Raw genomic sequence first — 24,691 nt, forward strand, 5'->3', positions numbered from 1 at the left:
AGCTCCTTTGTAAGCGTTTGTAATTTGCAGACATAAGTATCGACAGCCGTTTCGATTTCTTCAAACGACTAAAAAACCGCACACCCCGCTCCTTCTTGAGCATTTAGTGTGCGGCTTTCATTCAACTCAGCCCGATATATTAACTTAGAAAAACTGTAGCACGAAAAGAAAACGCTGTCAATTTGATTTGGAGCAGAGAGTTTCACTTATCCTCTTTTTACTTGCTGGCTCCTTTTATAAAAAAAGCGGCTGACCACGCAATTAACGGTCAGCCGACTGCACCTTTGTATTTATTTTTTATCTTTCGAATTATTTTTTTCTTCATTTTCCTGCTCGGCAGAATTTCTGCTTCCCTGCCATTGTTCCTTCTGGTCAGCTGTGTTGCCAGTGTCTTCCCCTTCCATATCAGCGACGGAGGCATCTTCTACCTTCTCCACCCGTCCTTCCTGCTCTTCCTCTTCTTCCTGTTCACTTGTGTAGCCGGTCATTTCCGGATCATCGGAAGGGGTCTCGGAAGTGCTGTGTTCACTTACCGCTTCCCACGTATCTTCTTTGTCAAAAGCTACATTTTCTTCACTTTTTTCCTGCTCCGGTCCGGGATTGACTACATCCTCTTCTACGGGATGATCCTGGGCAGGCTTGTCGCTGCCTGCATGGTCTACACAGCGCGTTGTTTCCGGCACAATTTCAAGGCGTTCGTATGGAATCTCTCTGCCGCAGATCTCACACTTGCCATAATTCCCATTTTTCATCACCTCGAGGGCATGGTCGATATTTTCAAGCTGCTCACGGGCCTGATTATTTAAAGCTGCGTCCTTTTCCATTTCATGCAGCTCCGTCCCCTGGTCGCCCGGATGGTTGCTGTACTCGGATAGCTCACCGATCGTTTCCGTGTTATTATTAGCATTTCCTGTTTCTTCTACTTCAATTTTTTCTTCGTTTTCTTCTTTCATTTCCAAAAGCCGATTTTTTAATGCTTTTTCCTGTTCTGCCGTAATCATTTGTATCCCTCCAGTTTTGTCTACTCTCTCTTTACCCAATTAACACGTATATTGAAAATGCTTTTTTCTTCAAAAGCGTTCACACAAAATAAACCGAAAAGAGTAAAAGCTTTCCCTCCGGCTTTGCTGCAAACTGTGATTGCCTAACATCATTTCCCCCGGTTTACTGATGTGTAAACACCTGGATTTCTCTTAAAATTTATCAGCCGCCCGCCTCTTCTGTTTTCACCATCCCATAGACTACTTGATTTACATAGCATCCTGCGAGAAGCTCTGATTCCTTGAGTGTTCCTTCCAGCTGAAAGCCCAGCTTTTCCGGGACCGCCCTGCTTTTTTTATTTTCTTCAGCGCAGCGGATTTCTACCCGGTGCAGATCCATTCCGTCGAAGGCGTAATGGGTAAAGGCTTCTACTGCCTGAGTCATAATACCTTGGCCCTCATATTCTTTCCCAAGCCAGTAGCCGAGGCTTGTTTTTTTATTCCCCCAGTCCACTTCGTGGTAGTTAATAACGCCGATAAGGTCTCCTTTAAATCGTATGCCTGCGCGAAATCCACCTCCAGCTGCTGCCTGCTCGAGCGCTCTTTCAATATTTGCAGCAGTATCCTGGGCCGACTGGACGCTGTCTACCCAATTCATCCATTCTTTTAGATGCTCACGATTTTTATCAATCAAGGCAAAGAGCTCTCCCGCGTGCTCTTTTTGAAGCAGCAGCAGCTCCAGACGATCGTTAATTTTATAGGCAAACATAGAATATCTCCTTTTACTCCATAATTAGCATGTCCTGTTCGTCAAATTTCCAGAATTCTGCGTACGCCGTTTCCCAAAGGTGACCATCCGGATCTTTAAAATACCCGCTGTAGCCTCCCCAGAAAACCCATTCCGGCTCTTTTACAATCCTGCCCCCGGCCTCGGCTGCCTGCTTCATGACATTATCGACTTCTTCCGCAGACTTTGCATTGTACGCAAGCGTCACCCCCGAAAAACCTTGTGCCGCTTCCTCCATTTTTTCACCAGTTTCTTCCGCCAGTTCCTTTAACGAATAAAGAGCCAGCCTCGTGCCTTTATTGTTAAAAAATACAATACCCGGGCCGTCTTCAGCTGCAGCAGCCTTAAAACCGAGTCCCTCTACGTAAAATTTTCTGGAAGCAGCAACATCCCTGACGCCAAGTGTAATAAGATTAATTCTATTCACAGCTTCAGCCTCCCTTATTGAATTCCCATGTACAAAAGATACTTTAATTGTTATTTCGCCGGAGGATTACTTTTTCCTTTTTCACTTTTCCGGAGTGACTGGGCAGGTAATTCCGGCTATGCTGCGCGTTTCACCCTTCATTCAAAGGGGAACGGTCCATTACAATCAGGATTACTATAAGGAGGCAGACGATTCATGAGTAAAACAATATTTATTACCGGCGCCGGCACCGGCCTCGGAAAGGGCACAGCGATTGGCCTGTCCAAAAAAGGCCACCGTGTGATTGCTGCAGTGGAAATAATGGCGCAGATCACAAGTCTCCGTGAGGAAGCAGAAGCAGCAGGTGCGGACCTCGAGGTCATTAAGCTCGACATTACCAATAAACGCGATCAGCAATTGATTGCCGACTATGACTATGACATTTTCGTCGCAAACGCAGCCATCGGGGAAGGTGGCCCAATTGCTGAAATACCAGTTGACCGCGTTCGCGAAATTTATGAAACCAACGTGTTCAGCACGCTTGAGAATGCTCAGATTGCTGCTAAAAAATTCGTAGAAAAAGGCCGGGGCAAAATAATCTTTCTCAGTTCTATCGTCGGCGTGGTGGCGATGCCTTATTTGGCCCCGTACGGCTCCACTAAACACGCTATCGAGTCCATTGCAAAGTCTATGAAAGCAGAGCTTGAAGAGTTCAATGTTCAGGTGGCAACCATTAACCCCGGCCCCTATGAAACTGGCTTTAACGACCGGATGTTCGAAGAAAAGTGGAAATGGTACGACCCGAAAAAAAACTTCACTCCGGAAAAATCAATCAGCGAAATGGAGCAAATGCTCGACAGCCAGTTTGACCCTGACGATATGATTAATAAGATGGTTGAAGTCATCGAAGCCGACCACCATGCCTTCCGTACGGCTCATCCGCAGGATACCGAAGACCAGATGAAGCAGGAGGAACAGCAGAACTGGGACGCCCGAATATAAAAAATAAACCGGCCGCGTGCCGGTTTATTTTACGTTCTGATCCATATGAAGGAACTTCATACCAGTGTCTACCTGCCCATAAAAGTACTGTTCGGAAAGGTCTTCTCCTTTCAGCCAACGGGCGAAGTCAATTTCGTAGGCCCCCCGGCCACCCCCAAGCGCGAACCATGCTTTTTGTTCCTCCAGCAGGTATCCGGAGGTATGAATCGTCCCCGCCCAACTGTGGTAATTATCCGAAAACACTCCGCCTTCAGTATTATTCAGCAGCCGGTACGCCTCTTCTGCGGAAGGTCGTGCCTGCTTTTTCTTTTCCATAACCGCCTGACGCGCTTTCGAATCCACTAAATAATGGCGATTTTCTTCCGGCATTTTTTCAAAGTGATTCGTACATGTCTGATCCTCCCTGGCGATAACTCCGCGCGGTGACGCCTCTACTACTTTGGAAACACCTTTCGTGTCCTGAACCACGTAGCTGAACGAGTGACGGTGCGGCATTTCTTTCAGCATATCCACCGCCTCCTCCACCGAGGCACACACCTCCAGAATTAAGCGGCCGATCATGGAGCAGATAAAGCCATCCCCCGGCTTTTTCCGGTGCATGAAGTTGTAGCCCATCGCAAGCTGTTTTTCGTTCATGCCGTCCATCCGGCCCGTCACCCGCTGCGAGGGGCCAATCATCGCATAGCCCTGATCCGCCGGCTGAAACAATGTATACCTGCCCTCGTAGGTTTTTGGATGATAATCGTAATTACGCACCAGATAGTTGCTTCCGGTCATAATAGAGCAGCCTGATTTAGGTATTTCAAGACGGTAGCCGGAGAAATGCATAATGATTTTTTCCATACTCCATTTCAAACCGTCCTGCAGCCCTTCAAGTTCCTCCCAGATACCCGGGGCCATCTTCATAAGCGCTTCCTTCGTTTCTCCTATGTCCACCTGGAACCGTGGCTTTCGTATTTTCCACTGCTTGTCCCGGTTTTCGACGGACAGCGACCCGGCGAGACGTTCTCCCTGGAACCTGCCAAATTCGTAATGGGTGCCGCGAAACTGCACCACGCTGCTGTATATTTCTTTCACATTGTCACCTTCATTAAATGGTTATTTTCCCGACGAGACGTGAAAAACTAGCTCCGCAAATTGAAAAACCGCCTGCATCCAGGCGGTTCAGCGATGCTTTTGCCGGTATTCCTGTTCGAGTATGCTCATCATTACGGCGTGATAGTACTGGTGGTCATAGTAACGGCATTCGCGCTTCATTCCTTCGTGGACAAATCCAAGCTTTTCATATACGTGAATCGCCCGGGTGTTAAACGAAAACACCTCGAGTTCAATCCGATGGAAATTCAATTTTCCGAACCCGTATTCAAGCATCAGCTTTGTCGCTTCAGTCCCGAAGCGCTGCCCGATATAATCGTCAAAGACGACCATTTGAAACCTTGCCTGCCGGCTCGCCGGTGCATCAATATCAATAAACGAGGTATCCCCGATTAATTGATCGTTTCCCTGCATGAAAATGCCAAGACGGACATCTGCATGGGCGCCGGTGCCTTCGATATAGCGCTCCACGTCCTCCAGGGTATAGATGTGGCTTGCACCGGTAAACTGGCGCGCAATCTGATTATTGTTAAACGCTTCGTAAAGCGCCGGTACTTCTTCGTTCGTGTATGGACGCAGGTACAGCTGTTCTCCTTCAATTGCCTTTACTAATGGCTGCATTATTTATCCCCCATTTATTCCCTGTTATTCTGATATACAATCATTACGCTGAAATAAAAGAAGTTCATCCCAAATTGAATGTCCGTCACTTCAATATCCGCGTCATCCAGGAAGGCATTTACCTTTGTGTCGAGTCCTTTATCGCTTATGGCGTAAAACGTTTTTATCCTCACGTTTCTCCTCCTCAGCATTTTCCTATTATCTATTGTACCAAAAACAGGTATGATAAAAGGAGAACAGGAGGGAAAATTATGGAACGAATTTATTACGGGGAACACTCTGAACAATTTGGAGACCTTCGTCTGCCTGAAGGAGACGGCCCCTTTCCTTTAGCAATAGTTGTTCACGGGGGTTTTTGGAGAATGACGTTCGGCCTCGATATTATTCAGGACGCGGCGGAGGATTTAACCATGGAAGGCATTGCTACTTGGAATATTGAATACCGGCGGGTGGGCCACGCAGGCGGTGGATGGCCGGGAACATTTAACGACGTCGGCAGGGCCGCTGACTATGTCCGGGAGCTCGCTGCCGTTCATCCCATCGACATTCGGCGGGTATTTACCATCGGTCATTCCGCAGGAGGCCAGCTCGCTTTATGGCTTGCTGCCCGGCCATTTTTGCCGGCTACAAGCGAGCTGTCCCGCTTCGCTGAACCGTTACCCATATACGGAGCAGTAAGCCTTGCCGGCGTGCTCGATATGCATCTGATGCACGAGATACATGATTATCGCAACAAAATCACCGGCGCCAAGGAACCTATGGACCCCGTTGCAGATCTGCTCGGCGGCTCCCCGGATGCATTTCCTGAGCGCTATGCTGAAACGTCGCCGTTTGATCTGATTCCTATTGATGTCCCCCAGATACTCGTGCACGGAGCCCTCGACGTGAACGTGCCGGTCGGCATCAGCGCCCAGTACCACCAGGCAGCAAAAATCGGCTACCGGGCCATCCGGTATCTCGAACTTCCGGACGCGGAGCATTTTATGCTTACCGATATACAAACCGATGCCTGGAGCCTTATTAAAGAAGAAATTCATGAGATGCTGCTTTTATAGATTTACTTGTGCAAGCCCAGCAATATAAATTTAACAGCAAAAAAACCGGCATCTCTGCCGGCTTTTTATTGAGACTGCAGGTGAAAACCAATGTGTTCGAGCGCAGTTTCAAGATTTCTTGAAATATGGATATTCATTTTTAAAATTTCATTGTTGCTTAACTCGTGCTGGGCGATCGCCGGGGATATTCCTGTCAGCAAAATATTAACACCCATGAGCTTCAAGGCATGAATGACGTTAATAAACACGTGTGGAAATTCACCATCTACAATCACAAGTCCGGACAAATCGATCACAAGATGCTCAATTTTTTGTGCCGCTGCGTATTCGAGAACGGTCCGGGTAATAATGTCAGCCCGTTTTTCATCAATAATTCCCTGAACCGGAAGAATCGAAATACCTTTTCTGACCGGGATGATCGGCACGTTTAAAAATCCGAGGTTGTACTGGGTGTGGTCAAGCTCGATAATATGGGCAAGTACCTCTCCCATGGCTTTTAAGTACTCCACATCCTCCTGGCTGAATACTTTTTCCTCCGGATCCATGACGCACAGTGTGCCAAATACATTGCCGTTCAGATCGGTCAGCGTGACACCAAGGAACCCCTTCATTTGCAGCTGGGATGTCACCTCCAGCTCCCTTGTCATCACGTCTTTCGTCAGATTCTCTGTACAGAATGCGTCTTCTTCATTCATAATAATTTTTCTGCAGTATGTATCGCTGTATTCCACCGAATAGCCCTCGGGGATAATTTCTTCTTTTTTATTGAAGCTGCTGATAACAGTCATTTCATTGCTGCCGCGCTTTGTAATATACGCTGTATTTACACCAAGCTGGTCTGCGATTAAATCAAACATTTTTTGCGAAACGGATTTCAACGACGGAAATTCAGTCGAATCCAGGCTGTATTCTTTTTGCAATTTTTGTTCCTCCAACATTTAGTTTAATTGCGGGGGCAGTTTGCACATTAGAATTATTATAATACTTTTCCTATTTCCAAACAATACATGTGTCTTTAGTATGGTATAAATGTTTATTTGGTACGCATTTTCATACAATTACTTTATTTCATACAAAAAAGTCAGGGAATCCCCCTGACTTAAGTGTAAAGCGTATGGACTGTATAGAGCGCGTTTTCAACGAATCCATACTCTGAAGCGTGCGGGCGGTCATCACCATCTCCGTACCCGTAATCAAGCATGCGGTTTCGATTCAGGCAGAGCTTCACCATGGCTGGCTGAAAAAGGTTAAAAAGCTCAAAGCGTCCGGTCAGCTCCGGAAAACGCTTTTGATACGATTCAATTGTTTCCACTGTCATTTTCCAGAATGCATGCTCTGCAAGTAAGCTTTTCCGGTCAAGCAGATCCGACAGGTAGCGGAAATGGCAGATGAACAATCCCGTAAAAATAAACTGCACGAGCCCTTCCGGCGGTTCACATCTCAGCACCTGCTTTAAATGCTCGGGAAGATCTTCAAGCTCCGGGAGCTGCTGGTCACTCACATTTACGTCATCCACAAAGTCTTTCATAATAAGCCGGTGCGGCCTGCAGTTCTTTAACACCACAATCGTATTCTGGCCGTGCGGTGAAAAAACGGTGCCGTATTTATACATGTAATGCAGCAGCGGAGGGAGTACGGAATCAAACAGCTGTTTCATCCAAGCTTTTGTACTTAACCCCGACCGCTCCACGTATTCGAGCACCAGAGGCTTTCCATTCGCATCCTCGTGCAGAAGGGCCGCCAGCGTTACTGGTTTTTCCTCCGCTTCCACAGCCGTATAAATGCTTTCTCTCCAGACAGCCCCCAGCATTTCTGTATACTGGTACGGCACTCCCTGCAGATGATGAAACGCAGGGTGCGGCACATCGATCGTTTCTGTCTCCCCGAGCAGTCCCACCCTGCACGTATCCCTCAGAAACGGATCTTTGTCCTTAACGGTCTGAATCCACTTCGTCACTTCCGGAGCCGCCATTGTCCGCTCACTGGGAAGCCCCCGGTACACCAGCGTATTCAAAATACTTACCGGAAGCTTCACATGTTTTTTTGTTTTATGCTCTGTATTTACGAACGTACGGATCGATTGCTGCGGAAGGTACGTATCCTCTGAATACTGCAATGGAATAACCCATCCCTTGGCAATGTACTCAGCGTAAAGCGTTACAATGTGATTGTCCCACTGCCACTCATGCACCGGCATGTAATAATAGTCCTCCGCTTCTCTTCCGGCCTGGTTTATAAGATCGCGAAAATATTTTCGTTCGGTTCTATTCAGCTCCTTTTCTATTAAACGATGGTAGCCATCGGCGTGTACTGTTTGAAATGAAGCTGCTTTCTGATGGACCGCTATCCAGAACAAACGAACCTTCTGCTTGTGTTCAGGAGCATAAGAAAGATAATCCTGAAAGCTGAAGCCAATGCGGCCTTTATTGTAAGTGATCCATGGATGCCCGCCTATTTCTCCTTCAAGCCGCAAATAATCCATTTCCGCAAGCTCGGCAGCTGTCGTTTGTTTGTCCAGCAAATGGCAGTCCGCGGTCAGGGTATGATAATATTCCTTTAGTAAATGGCCGGCTGTCTCACTTGAGATAGGTGCCATCTGCTGAAGCTCAAGCAGAAAAGCATCCGCCCGCACAGATACTTCTATATCATGCTCTTTTTTTATGATGCTTTCCGGATACACATGGACACTGTCAAAAAACCGCTTGCGTGCAGAAAATGTATAAACCGCTCCTGAGGCTTCTACTTGAAGCGTTTGAGGATCGCCTTCTTTTACAATAGACGCGTCTATAATAGCTTCGTATAAAAATTCCTGCAGCATCTTCGCTGTTAACCGCTGGTTCGCTTCCTCCCAGTGCCGCTGTTGGACGGCTCCAAAGGAGTCAGCTGTATATGGATTCATGTGCTTTCTTCCCCTCCATTTAAGATTAGGCGTACAGGCTTACGCAAAAACCTCGTTCTTTTCTTTCTCAAATTGCTGAAAAACATTTTTGGTCCGGATGGGGTAAACCTCCCGGCCTGCGATCTGATTAATAATGACCGCGTTCCGATGCGCTCCGAGTCCGAGATCCGGTGCCCCGACGCCGTGCGTGTGCGTTTCACCGTTTTGAATAAACACATGATGGTTCTTTTCAGGCTGCACAGCGCGGTATCTTTCGTCAATTCGCAGACGCCCTTGTTTATCACGCTGCAGACCTGCTTCGACGCCTTTTAAAAACGACTGCGGAGCTGGCTGATAGCCCGTAGCCGCGATCAGCGCTTGCGTTTCTTCTGTGTATTCCGTTCCGTAGTTAACTTCCTTCAACGAAAGCTTCATTTTACCGGCCGGCGTTCTCTCCGTGCCCATCACTTCCGTATTTGCCTGTAGAATAATATCCTCGCTCCTCCCTCCAATCGTCTGCTCATAAAGCTCATCGTACACCGCAGCGATCGTGTCAGCGCTGATTCCTTTATACAGAAGATCCTGCTTCTGAAGCAGATGCTCCTTGGTCCAGGAATCAAGATGGTAGAAATAACTAATATATTCTGGTGAAAAATGCTCCAGCCCTAGCTTGGAATACTCCATCGGGAAAAATCCTGAAGATCTTGTATACCAGCGCAGAGTGTATCCATATTCAGGCCGGTGCTTTAACAAATCATAAAAGACTTCAGCAGCGCTCTGGCCGGAGCCTGCCACTGTAATGCTCTCCTTTTGGAGCAGCTCCTTCCGGCGGTACCGATAATCAGCAGAATGACAGACGCCTTCTCCTTCTTCTGCCCAGGAGGGAAGCGACGGCTTCGTGCCCGTGCCCGTTACGATGTGGCGGGCATAGTAGTATTCGGTCGCCCTGGCATCTGCATGCACCGCTTCCACTTTATACAGACTGCTTTCCTCCAAAAAGGACACATTGGTCACGTGCCGGCCAAACCGGCAGGAGGAAAGCTTTTCCGCTGCCCACTGGCAGTAGTCATTGTATTCGCGACGCGGAATATGAAATTTTTCATAGAAATAAAAAGCATACAGCCGGTCCTTTTCCTGTAAATACTGCAAAAAGGAGTAGGGACTCTTTGGATCTGCCAAAGTGACCAGATCAGCAAGAAAAGGGACCTGCAGGCTCGTCCCGTCAAGCAGCATACCGCCGTGCCATTCAAATGCTTCATTTTCATCCAGGAACACACCCTGGATTTCCGGTACGTTCTCCACAAGCGCTGCCATCCCAAGATTGAATGGCCCAATGCCTATGCCAAGTACGTCATATACTTCTGTTTCAGCTGCCACCAGCTGTCCCTCCTTCAAACATCTCCCGTCTGCAAACCATTAGAAGCCCCCGTTTATCTGGCAGATCCACCGGCTTTACAGGCTCAAACCCCGCTTTTTTAAATACATGAATCATTTTGTCATTGGTAATATCGGGTTCTGCGATAATCCGGGCGGTCTGGGCGTGCTGGAACTGCATCGAGAGCATAGCCTTTAAAAGCGGCAGGGCATAGCCTCTGCCTGTTTCTTCCGGAGGCCCAATCAAAAGGTGTACACCCTGATCTTCCGGCTCCGATCCGTAATAGGAACCGATGATGTCGTCCGCTGCCCAATACACTTCCCAGTAGCTGACCGGACGCCCGTCGAGCTCTCCAATGTAAAGTGTCTGATGGGTATCATTAAGCGCCTTGTGCAGATGGGTTTGATATTTAATTTCACTTATATTCAGCTGCCAAAATGGCACCACGTGGGGCTCGTGCATCCAGCCATGCAGCATGCCAAAGTCGGCTGTTTCATCAACTGCGCGGAATTGAATGCGTTCACCGGCTTGCCCGTCCGGCTTCCGGGTAAAGATATGAGAGTTAGATGGCCGGGCTTTCATGCTGCAGGCACTCCTTTGCGGTCAGCGGGTTTGAAATATGAATATAAACGGACTGTTCAGCAAGGGAGCCGACCAATTCATCCATATCAAAAAAGCGGGTCAGCAGATTACCCTTGGAGGGGATTGTTTCGTGCTCGAGAAGGCTTTCAGTTAAAGCGGAACGGCCGAATGCTTTTTCTGCATCTTCAAGCTCTTTTCGCAGTATTTGCAGCAGCTCCGCCTCTGCAATCAATCCCGAAGCCCCAAACCCGTTAATCAGCCCAAACAAATGGTTGATAAAAAAGTAGTAACGAAAGCGTTCATCTGCAATGTCATCTGCGCATATCGTGTCGCTTGAAGCATTCAGCTCCGGCACGTACTCTTTTAAGTGCGCTTCCTTCGAGCGTGCAAAATAATAGCCCTGGTTGTCCCGGTAATAAAACACCTGCGGATAGCCGCCGGTAAAACGCACGACGGAATTCTGCTGGTGGGCTTCAAGCGCAATGCCGTGGGTCATATACAGCCAAAGCATCGGATGCAGGGAGATTGATAAATACCGCCGGAACCAGTCCCGGCTTACTTCGGCAGTGCTCCGGTTTTCTGCCTGGGCAAGACTTCGGATCAGATTGCCGAGCATACTGCCTTTTCCGTAAGCATCATGCACCAGTCCTGCGGCCAGTGATACCTGATTGTCCATAGTTTCCTGAAAAGGGTTTTGCCGGATAATTGTTTCAAAACCTGTTTCTTCTTCACCTTCAAGGGCGATGTATGCTGGATCACGAACAATTTCAAACCCCGGAAAAAACCGCGCTGCCTCTTTTCCAATCCGGCTCTGCATCAGCTTTTCCACCTCCACACCGCGCGCCAGTTCTTTTTTTTGATTCACACGCAGAGAGTTGGTAACCTTCACCGGAATAGAGACTTTGAACATATAAGGTGACTGCTCATGGTACAGGGTCCGGATCGAGGAGGTCGCTGTAAAGCTCCGGCCGGCCGGGCCAAGATACGCTAATTCTCCCAGGTCTATCTTCTGCTGGATGGATTCCTGCCGGAGCATGGCCTCTGCCTGAAGCGGATGCACCGGCAGCAGGGCATATCCATCATCCGGACGACAATAGTTTTCTTTAAATGCTTCCTCTGTCTCTGGAGCATGCACGAGTTCTTTTTTCACGATAGCTGACGCACATTCCTTTTCCATCGATGCTTCCTCCACCTGCTCGAGGGGCGCCCGGAAGAAATGCATCTGAAAACGCCCGCCGGTTTCCGGCGAATACAGGTCCCTTTCCTCTTTTCGTTCCATGCCCTGCCTGCTTTTAGGGGTCGGGTGCAGCAGATGCCCGAGCAGAAGGGCCTGTTCTGAATCAATGTAGCGGGAGAGTAGTTCCCCCTTCTGCTCCTTGCGTGCTTCCAAAAACAGCTCTGTGAGCTCAAAGCTCTGCAGCACCCGCTGCATCATCTCTTCTTTCCCTCCCCTGTCACCGTATTCAAGCGAAAGCTCCTTCAAAAGCAACGCCCCTGTGGTTACCACATCAAGCTCAAGCAGGGAACCGTTTCCGAGGATTTTATAATAAAGCGGAAAACGAAAGATATGCCGGTGGGTCAGAGAGCGGTATTTTACTGGAAGAATCAGCTCAATTTTCTGGCGGGAGAGCTCCACGCGGCACTCCCCCTCGCCCCAGACACCACTTCCGGTTTCACGCAAATAGCAATTGATAAAGCTCTGCATCGAAGCTTCTGCTGCTTGTTGTTTAAAATTCAACGCCTTCCCTCCTTCGTAAAATTTCAATATGCCGTCCTGCTTCAATGATTGACTGGATTACATGATCTATATCCTTTTCCGTCGTTAAAGGGTTCAGCAGAGTGCATTTTAAAAACTGTCTGCCGTCTATTTTCGTTTTGGCAATGACTGCTTCGCCTGAAGCATATAGCTGCTGCTGGATTTCTCTATTGATTTCATCCTCCTCCGCTTTTTCAAAGGAATGCTCTGGGCAGTATTTAAACACCACTGCATTCATTTCCGGCTTCATTACCAGGTACAGCTCCGGCTCGTCGTTAATTTTTTGCGCGAGACGTTCGGCCTGTTTTAACCCACGGCCTATCATTTCCGCCCATTTATCCGTTCCGAGAGTACGGAGCGTCATCAATATTTTAAGTGCATCAAAGCGGCGGGTCGTCTGCATCGAATAATCCACAAGGTTCGTAAAGCCTTCATCTCTGTCATCCTCCGGATTCAAATACTCCGCCCCGTGTCTGATAAAACGAAAACTATCCTGGCTCCTGACCAAAAAAGCGCCGCAGCTGACCGGCTGATAAAATAATTTGTGAAAATCCACCGCCACAGAATCTGCGTTCTGCATCCCTTCAAGTTTGGCAGCGTGATTACTGCAGAGCGCTAATGCACCTCCAAACGCTGCGTCCACATGCATCCACAGATTCTCTTTACCAGCCGTATGATAAATATCCCTGAGCGGGTCAAGGCTTCCAAAATCAGTCGTGCCGGCAGTTGCTACCACGGCAATAGGATGATCACCAGATTCCCTTGCCTCCTGAATAAAGGCCTCGAGCCTCCCGCTGTTCATCCTTTTATGCTCATCTGTCGGCACCCCTACTACGGACCGTTCTCCCAGGCCAAGCTGAACTGCCGATTTTTTGATGGTAAAGTGCGCCTCCTCTGAACAAAAAATCTTGAATCTGGAGGCTTCCGTAGGAAGGCCATCGGCTTTCACATCATGTGACAATTCCCGTGCGCAGTACTGGTCTCTTGCAAGCAGCAGCCCCATAAAATTCGATTGAGTCCCTCCGGTCGTAAACGTTCCCCCGGCGGTTTGAGGCAGCTGGTACAATTCACACAGCCAGTTCACTACCTCTGTCTCCACTGTTGTCGCTGCCGGGCTTTGATCCCAGGAATCCATCGATTGATTCAGAGCACTCACAATTACATCCGCGCACACCCCGGATAAAAGCGGCGGGCAGTGCAGATGCGCCATTGCATGAGGGTGGCTGATATTTAAGGAGCGTTTCATAATATGCTCCATTACTTCGTCAAGCACATTATCAAAAGTATGCTCATGCTCTATGCCATGAAAGAATTGTTTTATCTGCTGCTCTCCTTCTGCGGACACCGGGCTTTCATTTTCGTTGAAAAACTCCGCTATATAGGCAGAAGTCCGGGTTAACATTTCGAGAGTTCTTTGCTTATCACCGATGTTAGTTAGAAATTCATTATCAAATGCGGTACGCGACTCTTCCTTTACAACCGGCATATCGTCTCCTCCATGATCTGTTATTAGAGATAATGAAAATCATTATCAATTAAGTTGAAAAAATAAAAGCTCTATTTCAAGCTTTTAATTACAATGTACACATTAATTGAAAATGATTATCAAAGTCAATAACTGCTCTGGAATTGATACAAAGGTTGGGTTCTTCTGTTAACAGCTTTTAGGTCCATTACCCTCACCTCTTTTCAAATTATGACTTAGTAATCATGTGCTTTTGCCAGAAGCAGCCGTATTGTTTAAAAACACCCCTATCAGGTAATAAGCCGTGTATCAATAACTATTATCAGGAGGTGCAGCAATTGCTCGTACGCACAAAGGATTTTCAGGTCTTTTGGATCTCGGCCACCGATGAAGAAGCAATCGGCTCTATTTCCGACGTCTATTTCGATTCCAGAGGCGAATGGAAGGTACGGTTTCTCGTCGCAGATACCCGCACATGGTTTGTCGGCGGAAAGGTTCTGCTCAGCCCCCAGCTGATTAACCGGCTTGATCTGGCCGGCCAGGCTATTCAGATGAATGCTTCGAAAGATCAGATTAAAGACAGCCCGAAGCCGGACGAGCACGAACCTATTTCCCGTTCATATGAAGCCTCAGTGCTAAATTATTACAACCTCGAGCCTTACTGGATTCCAACAGCCGGCAGTACCGGAAACGGTCCGGTTATGCCTGTAGGCGACCCCTTCGCCCCTAACGATGATGACAATAATAATGCGCGTCCCGCCCACGACACTGCCGTTACTGGTGCGGAAGAAAATGAAATGGAAGCCGCCCAGAAAAAAGAAGATTACTATCTCCAGAGCACGAAGGATCTCCGCGGATATGATATCGATGCAGGCGGTGAAAACATCGGCACGATCTCTGACATTGTTTTCGACACAAACGACTGGAGTGTTCAGTTCATCGAAGTTGATACTGCCGGTGCTCTTTCGAGTGACCACTCTCTTGTGCCAGTGGAATGGTTTAACCAGTTCAGTGCGGCTGATGAAAGTGCCACCACCAGTGTGAGCCGTGAAGCGGTAGAAAATTCACCTGATTATGAAGCCTCCATGACGTTAACTGATGACTATGGTGAAGAAATCCGCCGTCACTTCGGCAGCCCCTCGAATAGATAGGTGAAAGCTGTCCGCTGTTTAAAAGCAGCGGGCTTTTTTATATCTGCCGAATCCGGAACCGCTGTGATATGTTAAAATAAATAAGCTAATAATCCTTCAAACAGCTCAGGAGTGGACTACCCATGGATAAAAAAGATATTGCCGACCTTCGCAGGCAGCTAAAAACAGACAACGATCTGCTCACAATCTCCGACATCTTCAATGTTTACATAATGAAGGAAACCACCGATATTTATCACCACCAGAGCCAGCCGTTCGAAATGCTCGACAGTGACCAGCAGGAGCTGTTTATGGCCAATTTCAAAAAGGTTCTCACCGGGCAGCTGGATGAGAAGCTGTTTGAGCTGAAATTTCAGCAGGAAGCTGAAGATTCCAGCCAGTTCATTCTTCACAAAGGCCTCTTAAGCCGCAATGTTGAAGACTGGAAGGAACAAATGCTTCGCATGACCGAGAAAATGATCGAAGACCATCCGTATGAAAAGGATACTGTTATTACCTTTATTCGTGCTGAGTATTTAAAGCCGGCCAAACAGCGGAATGAGGAAGCAGAAACGAGCGGTCGCGATGCGGTGTATTCCAATGCTTTTATTCTCTGCAGCATCAATAAGACAGAGGAGCCGAAAAAAGAAATGCAGTTTGATTACATTGAGAAGGAATTCAAATACAAGGTCGAGGTCGATCCGGTCATTGACCTTAAGCATCCGCTGGCCGGCTTTTTGTTTCCCTCCATGACCGAGGGAGCCGCTGACGTCAACCGTGTCCTTTATGCGGCCTCAAAGCCCAACGAACCGGACTACCGGTTTATCGAAGACGTGCTGAACGGCGAAGAGATCGTCACCGCCAAAGAAAACAAAACAGCATTTGAGGATATAGTGAGAGATGTGGTCGGCGACCAGATGAACCCCGCCACGCTTGCGAACGTCTACGGCGAAATTCACCGGGTCGTCGAAGAAAATGAAGAGGATACCCCGCCGACGCTCGACTATAAAGACGTCGAACGGGTGCTTCAGCAGAGCGGCGAGCAGGTGGAGACCGACAAAATAAAAACAGCCTTTCAGCGGGTCACCGACAACGAAACGTACGAACTGAAAGCAAACAGCATCGTGCCGAAATACAATTCCAAATCCATTAAAATTAATACGAAAATCGCAAATATTGCGATCAGTCCGCAGGACCTGGAATACGTAAGACAGGTCAACTATCAGGGAAAACGCTGCATTATGATTGAAATTGAAGAGGACGCAGAGATCGAAGGCTTTAAAATGCTCCCCGAAGCCTTTGGTGAAGATACTCCGTAATAACACAAGGAAGGCCCCGGGCGGGACCTTCCTTGTTTTTTAATATACAGCTGTGCCGGCGGCGTTCTTTGCCTACTCCCTCTTACTTCCGCACTAATTTTGTGGCCACTTCCACATGCGTTGTCTGCGGGAACATGTCCACCGGCTGGGCTTCTACAACCTCGTATCCGCCCTCCACGAGGTGCTTTAAATCCCGGGCGAGTGTCGCCGGGTTACAGGAGACGTACACAATACGTTCGGGAGCTACCTCGAGCATCGTATCCAGCAGCTGTTCGTCGCAGCCCTTCCGTGGCGGATCCACAACAACGACGTCCGGACGCAGCCCGTTTGCTTTTACCCACCACGGCATCACTTCCTCAGCTTTCCCTGTCGCAAAGGTTACGTTATCAAAATGATTCAGCTGGGCGTTGCGCTTTGCATCACTCACGGCCTGCGGCACTACTTCTACCCCGTAGACTTCCCGGGCTTTTTCTGCTAGAAACAGCGAGATGGTTCCGATGCCGCAGTAGGCATCAATGACCGTTTCATGACCGCGCAGGTCCGCGTACTCCAGCGCTTTATCATACAGCGTTTTTGTCTGGACCGGGTTTACCTGATAAAAGGAACGCGCGGAAATCGCAAACTTCACTTCGCCAATGTGGTCGTAAATGTAGTCTTCACCCCACAGCGTTTTTGTCCGGTCGCCAAAGATAACATTCGTTCGCTTCGTGTTCACGTTTTGAACGATGCTTGCCGTATCCTTTACTTCGTCTCGGACAGCTTCAATAAAAGCCTGCTCCTCCGGGATTTTTTTGCCGTTTGTAATAAGGACAATCATCAGCTGGCCGGTGGTTGGTGCGTAACGTGTCACGACGTGGCGGAGAAAGCCCCGTCCGCTTTCTTCATCATAGGCACTCATGCCAAACCTGCCGGCAATGTCTTTTACCTGCTGAACGGCAGCGTCGTTTTCCTTCTGCTGAATAATACACTCGTCCATATCAATAATGTTATGTGTCCGCTTCTGGTAAAAGCCCGCTTTTAACCGGCCGTCCTCTTTTACACCGATCGGCACCTGGGCCTTGTTGCGGTAGCGCCACGGATCCTCCATCCCGATCGTATCGTGGACCACTGCTTCGTCGAGGCCGCCGATCCGTTCAAACGCATCCTTCACCTGTTTATGCTTATAGCGGAGCTGGGCCTCATAGGTCATATGCTGCAGCTGGCAGCCGCCGCATTTTACATAGACCGGGCAGGGCGCTTCGGTTCGTTCGCTGCTTTCTTCAAGAACAGTAATAAGCTTCGCGAAGCCGTAGCCTTTTTTTGTTTTAAGAACCTTTGCCTGAATACGCTCACCAGGCAGAGCGTACGGGATAAACAACGCATACCCGTCGATTCTTCCGACTCCGTGCCCCTCGTGGGTTAAATCCTCAATTGTCGTTTCTATTAATTCATTTTTTTCTACCGGAGCTTCCGGCTTATTTTGCTTGCTCATTATTTCGTTCCTTCCGTTCGTTCTAGTCTGTCAGAAAAATTGTAACACAGGAGTGGTTTGGCGTCCGTCTGTTCGCACGCTATAATGTAGGAATACATAAAGCAAATGGTTAGAAATGGAGAGATATGTATGAACATCCGTCTCATTGAGCCGGCCGATGCCAACGATCACCTGGCATTCAGCCAGCAGCTCGACAATGAAACGTCCTATATGCTGCTGGAGCCGGGAGAGCGCAGGCCAACAGCCGAACAGCACCAACATATGGTAAACGAGTTTATTATGAAGGATCATCTTGTGCTTTTTGTGGTGGAGGATGCGGGTGCGGTTGTTGGACACGCGATGGGTGTCGGCGGCAGCACCATCCGTAACTGCCGGACCGCCTCTGTCGTTATCGGAATCCTGCCGGCCTACCACCGCCTGGGCATTGGCAGCCGGCTGCTCAGGCGTTTAGAAGCATGGGCTGTAGAGCGAAGCCTTCACCGCCTGGAGTTGACCGTAATAGAAGAAAATACCGGGGCGCGTGCGCTCTATGAACGCTTCGGCTTTCAGACCGAAGGGATTAAACAGGACTCGCTTTTCGCCCACGGGTCGTACGTCAATGAAATTATGATGGCTAAGCTGCTGTAGAAAGGAGAACCAACCTTGCGCATTTCATTTGAAGCAATTTATGAGCTGATTCTTGCCGCTCTCTTAATATTTTCTTTAACGGTGGACCTGCCTCCTGACCAGTCCAGGGCGCTCGATTTATTTATCTACGTGTTGTTTGTGATTGATTTCGGCGTCCGCTTTTTTGCGAGCGACAACAAATGGCAGTATATTAAAAGCAATCCGCTCGAGCTGATCGCCATCTTGCCGCTCGGAGAAATTTTCCGGGCTGCCCGACTCGTTCGTCTCTTAAAAGTTCTGCGTTTAATTGTACTTTTCAATCGGAAGCACTCTCCGTTCGACGTATTTTTTTCTAAATACCACATAGACCGAGCTGTCATTATTGTCGGGGTGCTTCTGTTTGCGGCCAGTCTTTCCATGCGCTGGATTGAACCTGACTTTCACACATATGAGGAGGCACTGTGGTGGGCAATTGTCACAACCACCACAGTCGGGTACGGAGATTTCATTCCAGTAACAACTGCCGGCCGGATTATTGCAAGCATTCTGATGATCGTCGGCATCGGGCTGATAGGCGTGATTACCGGAACTGTAGCAGCCTTCTTCTCTCAGAACCAACGCACGCTGCCACCCGAAGCCCGGCACGTGCAGGAAACGCTGAACCACTACCCGAAGATTACGACCAAAGAAATGGATGACATGATTGCTTCACTCGAAAAGTGGAAGGAGCGCTATAAAAAAGAGGAAGATCAATCATCATAGTTGTCTTCCTCTTCTACGCCAATCACCTGGCTGCGGCGTTCAAGCAGCACCACGTCGCGCCAGCGCCCCTGCATTTTGCCGATACGCTCCCGTACGCCTACTTCACGAAACCCTTTGCGCCGGTGAATGCGCAGACTGTAATCATTTTCCGGAAAAATGCCGGCCTGGAGCATCCAGTAGCCTTCCGCTTCCGCTTTTTCAATTAATGCTTCCAGAAGCGTTCCACCCACACCGCGGCCGCGTTCATCCTGGTGAATATAGACGCTCGTTTCACCTACACCTTCATATACTTCCCGGCCGGAAACCGGTGCGAGCGCTGCCCAGCCGATTACTTTTTCAGTTGTAGTATCGATAGCAACAAGACGGCAGGCCAGGTCGTGCGTCGCTGACCAAAGCTCCCATGACGGCGCCTCCGTTTCAAATGTCGCATGCTCACTCATAATCCCCATTTCGTATATGTCCCGGACTTCAGGCCAATGCTCCTTCTGCATTCTCGCTATGTAATAGTCCACGTGCATCTACCCCTTATCCTGCTTTTTTTCCTAGAATAACATACCTGTTTTTCTTTTGTTTATTTCAGCATCCGCCTGCAGGTTGTTTACAATTCAATGAACAAAGGAATACCTTTCACGTAACCCGTCTCTCTGACGCAGTGATTATACTTATGAAAAGGACGTGTTCGCATGAAGTACCGTCGATTAGGGAACTCCGGCGTAAAAGTAAGTGAAATAGGCCTTGGCAGCTGGCTTACCTACGGATCCTCCGTAGAGGATCAGACTGCTGGTAACATTATTCACCATGCGTATGAAAACGGCATTAATTTCTTTGACACGGCGAACGTCTACAATAAAGGTGAAGCAGAAAAGGTCGTAGGCAAAGCTTTAAGCTCCTACAGCCGGGACAGCTACGTGCTGGCTTCGAAGGTGTATTTTCCAATGGGAGACGGGCCGAACGACCGCGGGCTCTCCCGCAAGCACATCATGGAGCAGTGCGATGCCAGCCTCCAGCGTCTCGGTACAGATTATATGGATCTGTATCAGTGCCACCGCTATGACCCCGATACCCCGCTGGAGGAAACGCTGATGGCGCTTGATGACCTTGTACGCCAGGGTAAAATTTTGTACTACGGCTTCAGCGAATGGTCCGGTGCCCAGATCAGCGATGCGGCGCACATTGCCGATAAACGGAACCTTCACCGGCCGGTCTCAAATCAGCCCATCTACAATATGCTCGTACGCTATATTGAAAAAGAGGTCCTTCCGATCAGTGAACGTGAAGGGCTCGGACAGGTCGTCTTCTCCCCGCTTGCCCAGGGCATTTTAACCGGCAAATACCGTCCGGGCGAGCAGCCTCCGTCCGACAGCCGTGCTGCCAATTCAGATATTAATTTTGCGATGGAACGCTTCATGGACGACCGGATTCTCGAAAATGTCGTCAAACTGGAGAATTTAGCCCGTAACGAGCTTGGCGTTAAGCTTTCCCAGCTCGCTCTCGCCTGGATTCTCCGAAAGCCGGGCGTAAGCTCTACAATCGTCGGGGCGAGCCGTCCCGAACAGCTCGAAGAAAATTTAAAAGCTGCGGAGCTTGAGCTTCCGGACAATCTGCTCGATGAAATCGACAGCACCCTTCAGGAAATCGAAGACGTTACCTCCAGGCTTCATTAAATACTATCCCGCCCACTGTGGCGGGATTATTTTTATATACAGAACTTCTATATTTTCATTATTTTTAAATGGTGCTATAATGAACTTGTGTAACCGTTTCCAATTTTTCTCTAATACGAAGGAGGATTTTGCATGAGATACGATGCACCAAACACCCCTGAAAGCCTGGTACATTTTAAAAACAAATACGACAACTTTATTGGAGGCGAATACAGGCCGCCGGCCCAGGGCGAATATTTCGATAACGTCAGCCCGGTTACCGGTACCGTTTTCTGCCAGATTGCCCGTTCAACGAAAGAGGACGTTGATGCGGCAGTAGCAGCAGCCAATAAAGCGAAGGAAGCGTGGGGCAAAACGTCCACGACCGAACGCTCCAATATTTTAAATAAAATGGCGAGCCGGATGGAAGAAAATCTTGAAATGCTGGCTGTTGCCGAAACTTGGGAAAACGGCAAAGCGGTCCGGGAAACACTGAATGCTGATATACCGCTTGCTATCGATCACCTGCGCTACTTTGCAGGCGTCATCCGTGCCCAGGAAGGAACAATTGGCCAAATTGACGACGATACCGTAGCTTATCATTTCCACGAGCCGCTCGGTGTTGTCGGCCAGATTATCCCGTGGAACTTCCCGATTCTTATGGGAATCTGGAAGATCGCTCCTGCACTTGCTGCCGGCAACTGCATCGTGCTCAAGCCGGCCGAGCAGACCCCGGCGTCGATCTACAAGGTGCTTGAGCTAGTCGAAGACCTTCTGCCGCCAGGCGTTCTGAACGTCGTGAGCGGATTCGGGGTTGAAGCCGGCAAACCGCTTGCCCAGCACGAAGGCATTGATAAGGTGGCATTCACCGGGGAAACGACGACCGGACGACTGATTATGCAGTACGCTTCGGAAAATATAATTCCGGTAACGCTCGAGCTTGGCGGCAAATCACCGAATATTTTCTTTGAAGACGTCATGGCTGAGGACGACTCGTATCTTGATAAAGCGATCGAAGGCTTCGTTATGTTCGCCCTGAACCAGGGGGAAGTGTGCACGTGCCCGTCCCGTGCGCTCATTCAGGAATCCATTTATGATAAATTTATTGAACGGGCTATTGAACGCGTTAAAGCCATCAACGTCGGCCACCCGCTCGACACCGACACGATGATGGGCGCCCAGGCCTCCAAGGAACAGCTCGATAAAATTCTTTCCTATCTGGATATCGGGAAACAGGAGGGTGCAGAGGTTCTCGTCGGCGGGGAAGCAGCCCAGGTCGACGATGAAGACCGTTCGCAGGGGTATTATGTACAGCCGACCGTATTTAAAGGCCACAATAAAATGCGCGTGTTCCAGGAAGAAATCTTCGGACCGGTGCTGAGTGTAACTACCTTTAAAACGAAGGAAGAAGCGATGGAAATTGCCAACGATACGCTGTACGGACTTGGCGCCGGTGTCTGGTCCCGCGATATGAACACCGCGTACCGGTTCGGGCGTGCCATCCAGGCCGGCCGTGTATGGACCAACTGCTTCCACGACTATCCGGCTCATGCAGCCTTTGGCGGCTATAAAAAATCGGGTATTGGCCGGGAGAACCACAAAATGATGCTCGACCATTACCAGCAGACGAAAAACCTTCTGGTCAGCTACAGCGAACAGCCGAAAGGATTCTTTTAAGCGTCCGGCGGCCGGAAGCATTTAAAAAGGAGGATTTATCATGGCAGTAGAGCGTGTAACCGCTACTGACGCTGCCCTTGAATTGATTAACCGACTGGCAAAGCGGCACGGCCCGTTAATGTTTCACCAGTCCGGGGGCTGCTGCGACGGCAGCGCCCCGATGTGTTACCCGGAAGGCGACTTTAAAACCGGCAACAGTGACATGTATATGGGCGATATTGGCGGAGCCCCGTTTTATATGTCGAAGGATCAATTTGAATACTGGAAGCATACGCAGCTGATTATTGATGTTGTCGATGGCCGGGGCGGAATGTTTTCCCTTGAAGGTCCGGAGGGCAAACGGTTTTTAACCCGCTCACGGGTGTTTTCCGAAGAAGAACGCACAGAGCTCGAACAAAATTCTACTGTTTAAACATCCAGGCATTCTGCATTCGCGCAGAATGCCTTTTTTCTGCCTCGTGTGCCTATTGTCATTTTGGGTATTTCTTATTATTCTATAATTAACAAAGAAATAAGCACCGTTTGAGGGCGCGCTACAGTAAAGGATGAAGGCCTATGCATCATTCATCAACATCACCATTCAGACCCTTCCCCACCCTGGAAACGGCAAGGCTCCGGCTCCGGGCCCTGCGTTATTCAGACCTTGAAGATATTTACGAATACGCCTCTAATCCGCTTGTCTCCCGCAACGTTCTGTGGGATACCCACAGAAGCCGCAAGGAAACAAAGGATTTTCTGGATATCACGATGAATTCCTATAAATACGGCGGCCGGGCGCCGTTTGGCATCGAACGCAGGGACTCGGGAAAAGTAATCGGCACCATCGATTTTGTGCACTGGGACTGCGGCCACGCCAGCGGGGAAATTGGCTACACGCTCGCCCCGGACCATTGGAATCAGGGCTTCGGCTCGGAAGCAGCACGGGAAATTATCCGCTTTGGCTTCGAAGACATGGGCCTGCACCGGATTGAAGCCCGGTGCTTTATCGAAAATACTGCCTCGGCCAAGGTAATGGAAAAGATCGGCATGGTCCATGAAGGCACGCTGCGCCGTTGCCTGTTGATTCAGGGAGTAAGGCGGGATGTGATGATTTACGCAATTTTAAAAACAGAATGGAAAAACAATTAAAACAGCCGGTGATGCGGCTATTTTTTTACGGGCAGAACAGTTCAATGTGCTGATACAAGTTTTCAAACGTCGCCGGCAGATGACCGCCGTATTCCCCGTCGAGATTCAGCTGCATGTCTTCTTCTGCCTCTATACGAAGCTGTTTTGCTTTAAAGTATTTAATTTTGGGATTCTCCAGATGCCGGCCGCGCAATGCCTGGCGCAGCAGCTGGCTGAATTCAAACATCGTCATCCTCTGTACGATCAGCACATCAAAATAGCCGTCATTGTATTCTGCCTGCGGAAGAAGCTTTTCAAACCCGCCAACGGAATTGGTATTGGAGATGAGAAACATTGTAATCTCTTCCTCAAGAAACTTCCCGTCGTATTCGACAGTCGTCATCTGCGGGTGCAGGGACCAGAATTTCTCAAACCCTTTAATAAAATAGGCAGCCTGCCCCAAAGCCGTTTTCAACCCCTTTGGGGTGTCGTAGGTGAGCTCTGTCAGCTTTCCGCCCGCGGCAATGTTAATAAAGTATGAGCCGTTCGCCTTTCCTATATCAATACCCTGGGTGCGTCCACGCGCAAATACGTCGCAGACCTCTTTAATTTCTTTTCCCTGCAGTCCAAGGGCCCGGGCAAAATCATTTGTCGTTCCGGCAGGAATGAGTCCTACTTTGGGGCGCCACTCCTGTTCGGCAATTCCGTTAATGACCTCAAAAATCGTGCCATCCCCGCCTGCAGCGACCACCGCTTCGAATCCGTCCTCCGAGGCGCGGCGTGCCTCATCCCGTGCATCCCCTTCCCCCCGGGTCATAAATGCCGACGTTTCGTAGCCCGCCTGCTCCATCCGATCTAATATATAAGGCACCTGCCTCTCCATTTGTTCTCTTCCCGACGTTGGATTGTAGATCACTCTCGCTCTTTTTCGCATACCATAACCCCTATTACACCGAAGATTTCAATTCCTTTGG

At 49.0% G+C, this 24,691-nt stretch carries 25 protein-coding genes; 10 read left to right on the forward strand and 15 right to left on the reverse strand.

Translation table 11 applies throughout. The features are described 5' to 3' along the window. Positions 1–290 precede the first annotated feature (290 nt). The 3 genes from ACTTK7_RS00565 to ACTTK7_RS00575 all read right to left on the reverse strand — a co-directional run bounded on the left by ACTTK7_RS00565 (position 291) and on the right by ACTTK7_RS00575 (position 2,194). Entirely contained in the window at positions 291–1,001 is a 711-nt protein-coding gene (locus tag ACTTK7_RS00565; protein WP_462864967.1) for a TraR/DksA C4-type zinc finger protein, read from the reverse strand. A gap of 202 nt (positions 1,002–1,203) precedes the next feature. Further along, entirely contained in the window at positions 1,204–1,749 is a 546-nt protein-coding gene (locus ACTTK7_RS00570) for a GNAT family N-acetyltransferase (RefSeq protein WP_462864968.1), read from the reverse strand. Positions 1,750–1,762: 13 nt separating this feature from the next. After that, positions 1,763–2,194 (reverse strand): VOC family protein, encoded by a 432-nt coding sequence (locus ACTTK7_RS00575; RefSeq protein ID WP_462864970.1) that lies wholly within the window; start codon positions 2,192–2,194, stop codon positions 1,763–1,765. Positions 2,195–2,389: 195 nt separating this feature from the next. On the opposite strand from ACTTK7_RS00575, the gene ACTTK7_RS00580 reads away from it, so the two are divergent. After that, positions 2,390–3,175 (forward strand): SDR family oxidoreductase, encoded by a 786-nt coding sequence (locus ACTTK7_RS00580; RefSeq protein WP_462864972.1) that lies wholly within the window; start codon positions 2,390–2,392, stop codon positions 3,173–3,175. A 24-nt stretch (positions 3,176–3,199) separates the two neighbouring features. Here ACTTK7_RS00580 and ACTTK7_RS00585 read toward each other — a convergent pair whose 3' ends face one another. The 3 genes from ACTTK7_RS00585 to ACTTK7_RS00595 form a co-directional block, all read right to left on the reverse strand. Continuing rightward, a complete protein-coding gene (locus tag ACTTK7_RS00585; RefSeq protein WP_462864973.1) occupies positions 3,200–4,252 on the reverse strand; it encodes a C45 family autoproteolytic acyltransferase/hydolase in 1,053 nt (350 codons plus the stop codon). Positions 4,253–4,339: 87 nt separating this feature from the next. Further along, positions 4,340–4,891, reverse strand: coding sequence for a GNAT family N-acetyltransferase (locus ACTTK7_RS00590; RefSeq protein ID WP_462864974.1), 552 nt, complete (start codon positions 4,889–4,891; stop codon positions 4,340–4,342). Between the two features lie 14 nt (positions 4,892–4,905). Continuing rightward, complete coding sequence (locus ACTTK7_RS00595; protein WP_462864976.1) at positions 4,906–5,064, reverse strand: hypothetical protein; 159 nt, start codon at positions 5,062–5,064, stop codon at positions 4,906–4,908. 78 nt (positions 5,065–5,142) lie between these two features. Between ACTTK7_RS00595 and ACTTK7_RS00600 the strand changes: the two genes are divergently transcribed. Further along, the gene (locus ACTTK7_RS00600; RefSeq protein ID WP_462864977.1) at positions 5,143–5,946 is read left to right on the forward strand and encodes an alpha/beta hydrolase family protein; all 804 of its coding nucleotides are present in this window, start codon (positions 5,143–5,145) and stop codon (positions 5,944–5,946) included. Between the two features lie 65 nt (positions 5,947–6,011). On the opposite strand, the gene ACTTK7_RS00605 is transcribed toward ACTTK7_RS00600, so the two are convergent. The 6 genes from ACTTK7_RS00605 to ACTTK7_RS00630 all read right to left on the reverse strand — a co-directional run bounded on the left by ACTTK7_RS00605 (position 6,012) and on the right by ACTTK7_RS00630 (position 14,023). After that, positions 6,012–6,866: an STAS domain-containing protein gene (locus ACTTK7_RS00605; protein WP_462864979.1), complete on the reverse strand. Its 855-nt coding sequence runs from the start codon at positions 6,864–6,866 to the stop codon at positions 6,012–6,014. Between the two features lie 179 nt (positions 6,867–7,045). Continuing rightward, a complete protein-coding gene (locus tag ACTTK7_RS00610; RefSeq protein ID WP_462864980.1) occupies positions 7,046–8,845 on the reverse strand; it encodes an IucA/IucC family protein in 1,800 nt (599 codons plus the stop codon). Between the two features lie 39 nt (positions 8,846–8,884). After that, a complete protein-coding gene (locus ACTTK7_RS00615; RefSeq protein ID WP_462864982.1) occupies positions 8,885–10,201 on the reverse strand; it encodes a lysine N(6)-hydroxylase/L-ornithine N(5)-oxygenase family protein in 1,317 nt (438 codons plus the stop codon). Then, positions 10,191–10,781, reverse strand: coding sequence for a GNAT family N-acetyltransferase (locus tag ACTTK7_RS00620; RefSeq protein ID WP_462864984.1), 591 nt, complete (start codon positions 10,779–10,781; stop codon positions 10,191–10,193). The genes ACTTK7_RS00615 and ACTTK7_RS00620 overlap by 11 nt, the downstream gene beginning before the upstream one ends. Next, complete coding sequence (locus tag ACTTK7_RS00625; RefSeq protein WP_462864985.1) at positions 10,762–12,519, reverse strand: IucA/IucC family protein; 1,758 nt, start codon at positions 12,517–12,519, stop codon at positions 10,762–10,764. The genes ACTTK7_RS00620 and ACTTK7_RS00625 overlap by 20 nt, the downstream gene beginning before the upstream one ends. Beyond that, positions 12,509–14,023, reverse strand: coding sequence for a pyridoxal phosphate-dependent decarboxylase family protein (locus ACTTK7_RS00630; RefSeq protein WP_462864986.1), 1,515 nt, complete (start codon positions 14,021–14,023; stop codon positions 12,509–12,511). Before ACTTK7_RS00630 ends, ACTTK7_RS00625 begins: the two co-directional genes overlap by 11 nt. A 317-nt stretch (positions 14,024–14,340) precedes the next feature. Here ACTTK7_RS00630 and ACTTK7_RS00635 point away from each other — a divergent pair, with 317 nt between their 5' ends. Continuing rightward, complete coding sequence (locus tag ACTTK7_RS00635) at positions 14,341–15,153, forward strand: PRC-barrel domain-containing protein (protein ID WP_462864988.1); 813 nt, start codon at positions 14,341–14,343, stop codon at positions 15,151–15,153. A 122-nt stretch (positions 15,154–15,275) separates the two neighbouring features. Beyond that, a complete protein-coding gene (locus ACTTK7_RS00640) occupies positions 15,276–16,451 on the forward strand; it encodes a DUF4317 domain-containing protein (protein ID WP_462864989.1) in 1,176 nt (391 codons plus the stop codon). Between the two features lie 82 nt (positions 16,452–16,533). On the opposite strand, the gene rlmD is transcribed toward ACTTK7_RS00640, so the two are convergent. Further along, positions 16,534–17,922, reverse strand: coding sequence for a 23S rRNA (uracil(1939)-C(5))-methyltransferase RlmD (gene rlmD / locus ACTTK7_RS00645; RefSeq protein WP_462864991.1), 1,389 nt, complete (start codon positions 17,920–17,922; stop codon positions 16,534–16,536). A gap of 129 nt (positions 17,923–18,051) precedes the next feature. On the opposite strand from rlmD, the gene ACTTK7_RS00650 reads away from it, so the two are divergent. Together ACTTK7_RS00650 and ACTTK7_RS00655 are read left to right on the forward strand one after the other, a co-directional pair. Next, entirely contained in the window at positions 18,052–18,549 is a 498-nt protein-coding gene (locus ACTTK7_RS00650) for an N-acetyltransferase family protein (RefSeq protein ID WP_462864993.1), read from the forward strand. A 15-nt stretch (positions 18,550–18,564) separates the two neighbouring features. Beyond that, positions 18,565–19,290, forward strand: a complete 726-nt coding sequence (locus ACTTK7_RS00655) for a potassium channel family protein (protein WP_462864995.1) — start codon at positions 18,565–18,567, stop codon at positions 19,288–19,290. Here the strand turns inward: ACTTK7_RS00655 and ACTTK7_RS00660 are convergent. Further along, positions 19,278–19,802: an N-acetyltransferase family protein gene (locus ACTTK7_RS00660; protein WP_462864996.1), complete on the reverse strand. Its 525-nt coding sequence runs from the start codon at positions 19,800–19,802 to the stop codon at positions 19,278–19,280. The genes ACTTK7_RS00655 and ACTTK7_RS00660 overlap by 13 nt on opposite strands. A gap of 171 nt (positions 19,803–19,973) precedes the next feature. On the opposite strand from ACTTK7_RS00660, the gene ACTTK7_RS00665 reads away from it, so the two are divergent. From ACTTK7_RS00665 to ACTTK7_RS00680, 4 genes are all read left to right on the forward strand, one after another. After that, positions 19,974–20,954, forward strand: coding sequence for an aldo/keto reductase family protein (locus ACTTK7_RS00665; protein WP_462864997.1), 981 nt, complete (start codon positions 19,974–19,976; stop codon positions 20,952–20,954). A gap of 132 nt (positions 20,955–21,086) precedes the next feature. Next, complete coding sequence (gene exaC, locus ACTTK7_RS00670) at positions 21,087–22,610, forward strand: acetaldehyde dehydrogenase ExaC (RefSeq protein ID WP_462864999.1); 1,524 nt, start codon at positions 21,087–21,089, stop codon at positions 22,608–22,610. Between the two features lie 40 nt (positions 22,611–22,650). Then, entirely contained in the window at positions 22,651–23,022 is a 372-nt protein-coding gene (locus ACTTK7_RS00675; protein WP_462865001.1) for a DUF779 domain-containing protein, read from the forward strand. Between the two features lie 143 nt (positions 23,023–23,165). Then, positions 23,166–23,738: a GNAT family N-acetyltransferase gene (locus tag ACTTK7_RS00680; protein ID WP_462865003.1), complete on the forward strand. Its 573-nt coding sequence runs from the start codon at positions 23,166–23,168 to the stop codon at positions 23,736–23,738. A gap of 25 nt (positions 23,739–23,763) precedes the next feature. Here ACTTK7_RS00680 and ACTTK7_RS00685 read toward each other — a convergent pair whose 3' ends face one another. Further along, positions 23,764–24,651, reverse strand: coding sequence for a diacylglycerol kinase (locus ACTTK7_RS00685; RefSeq protein ID WP_462865004.1), 888 nt, complete (start codon positions 24,649–24,651; stop codon positions 23,764–23,766). Between the last annotated feature and the right edge of the window lie 40 nt (positions 24,652–24,691).

It is taken from the genome of Marinococcus tarijensis (assembly GCF_054971385.1).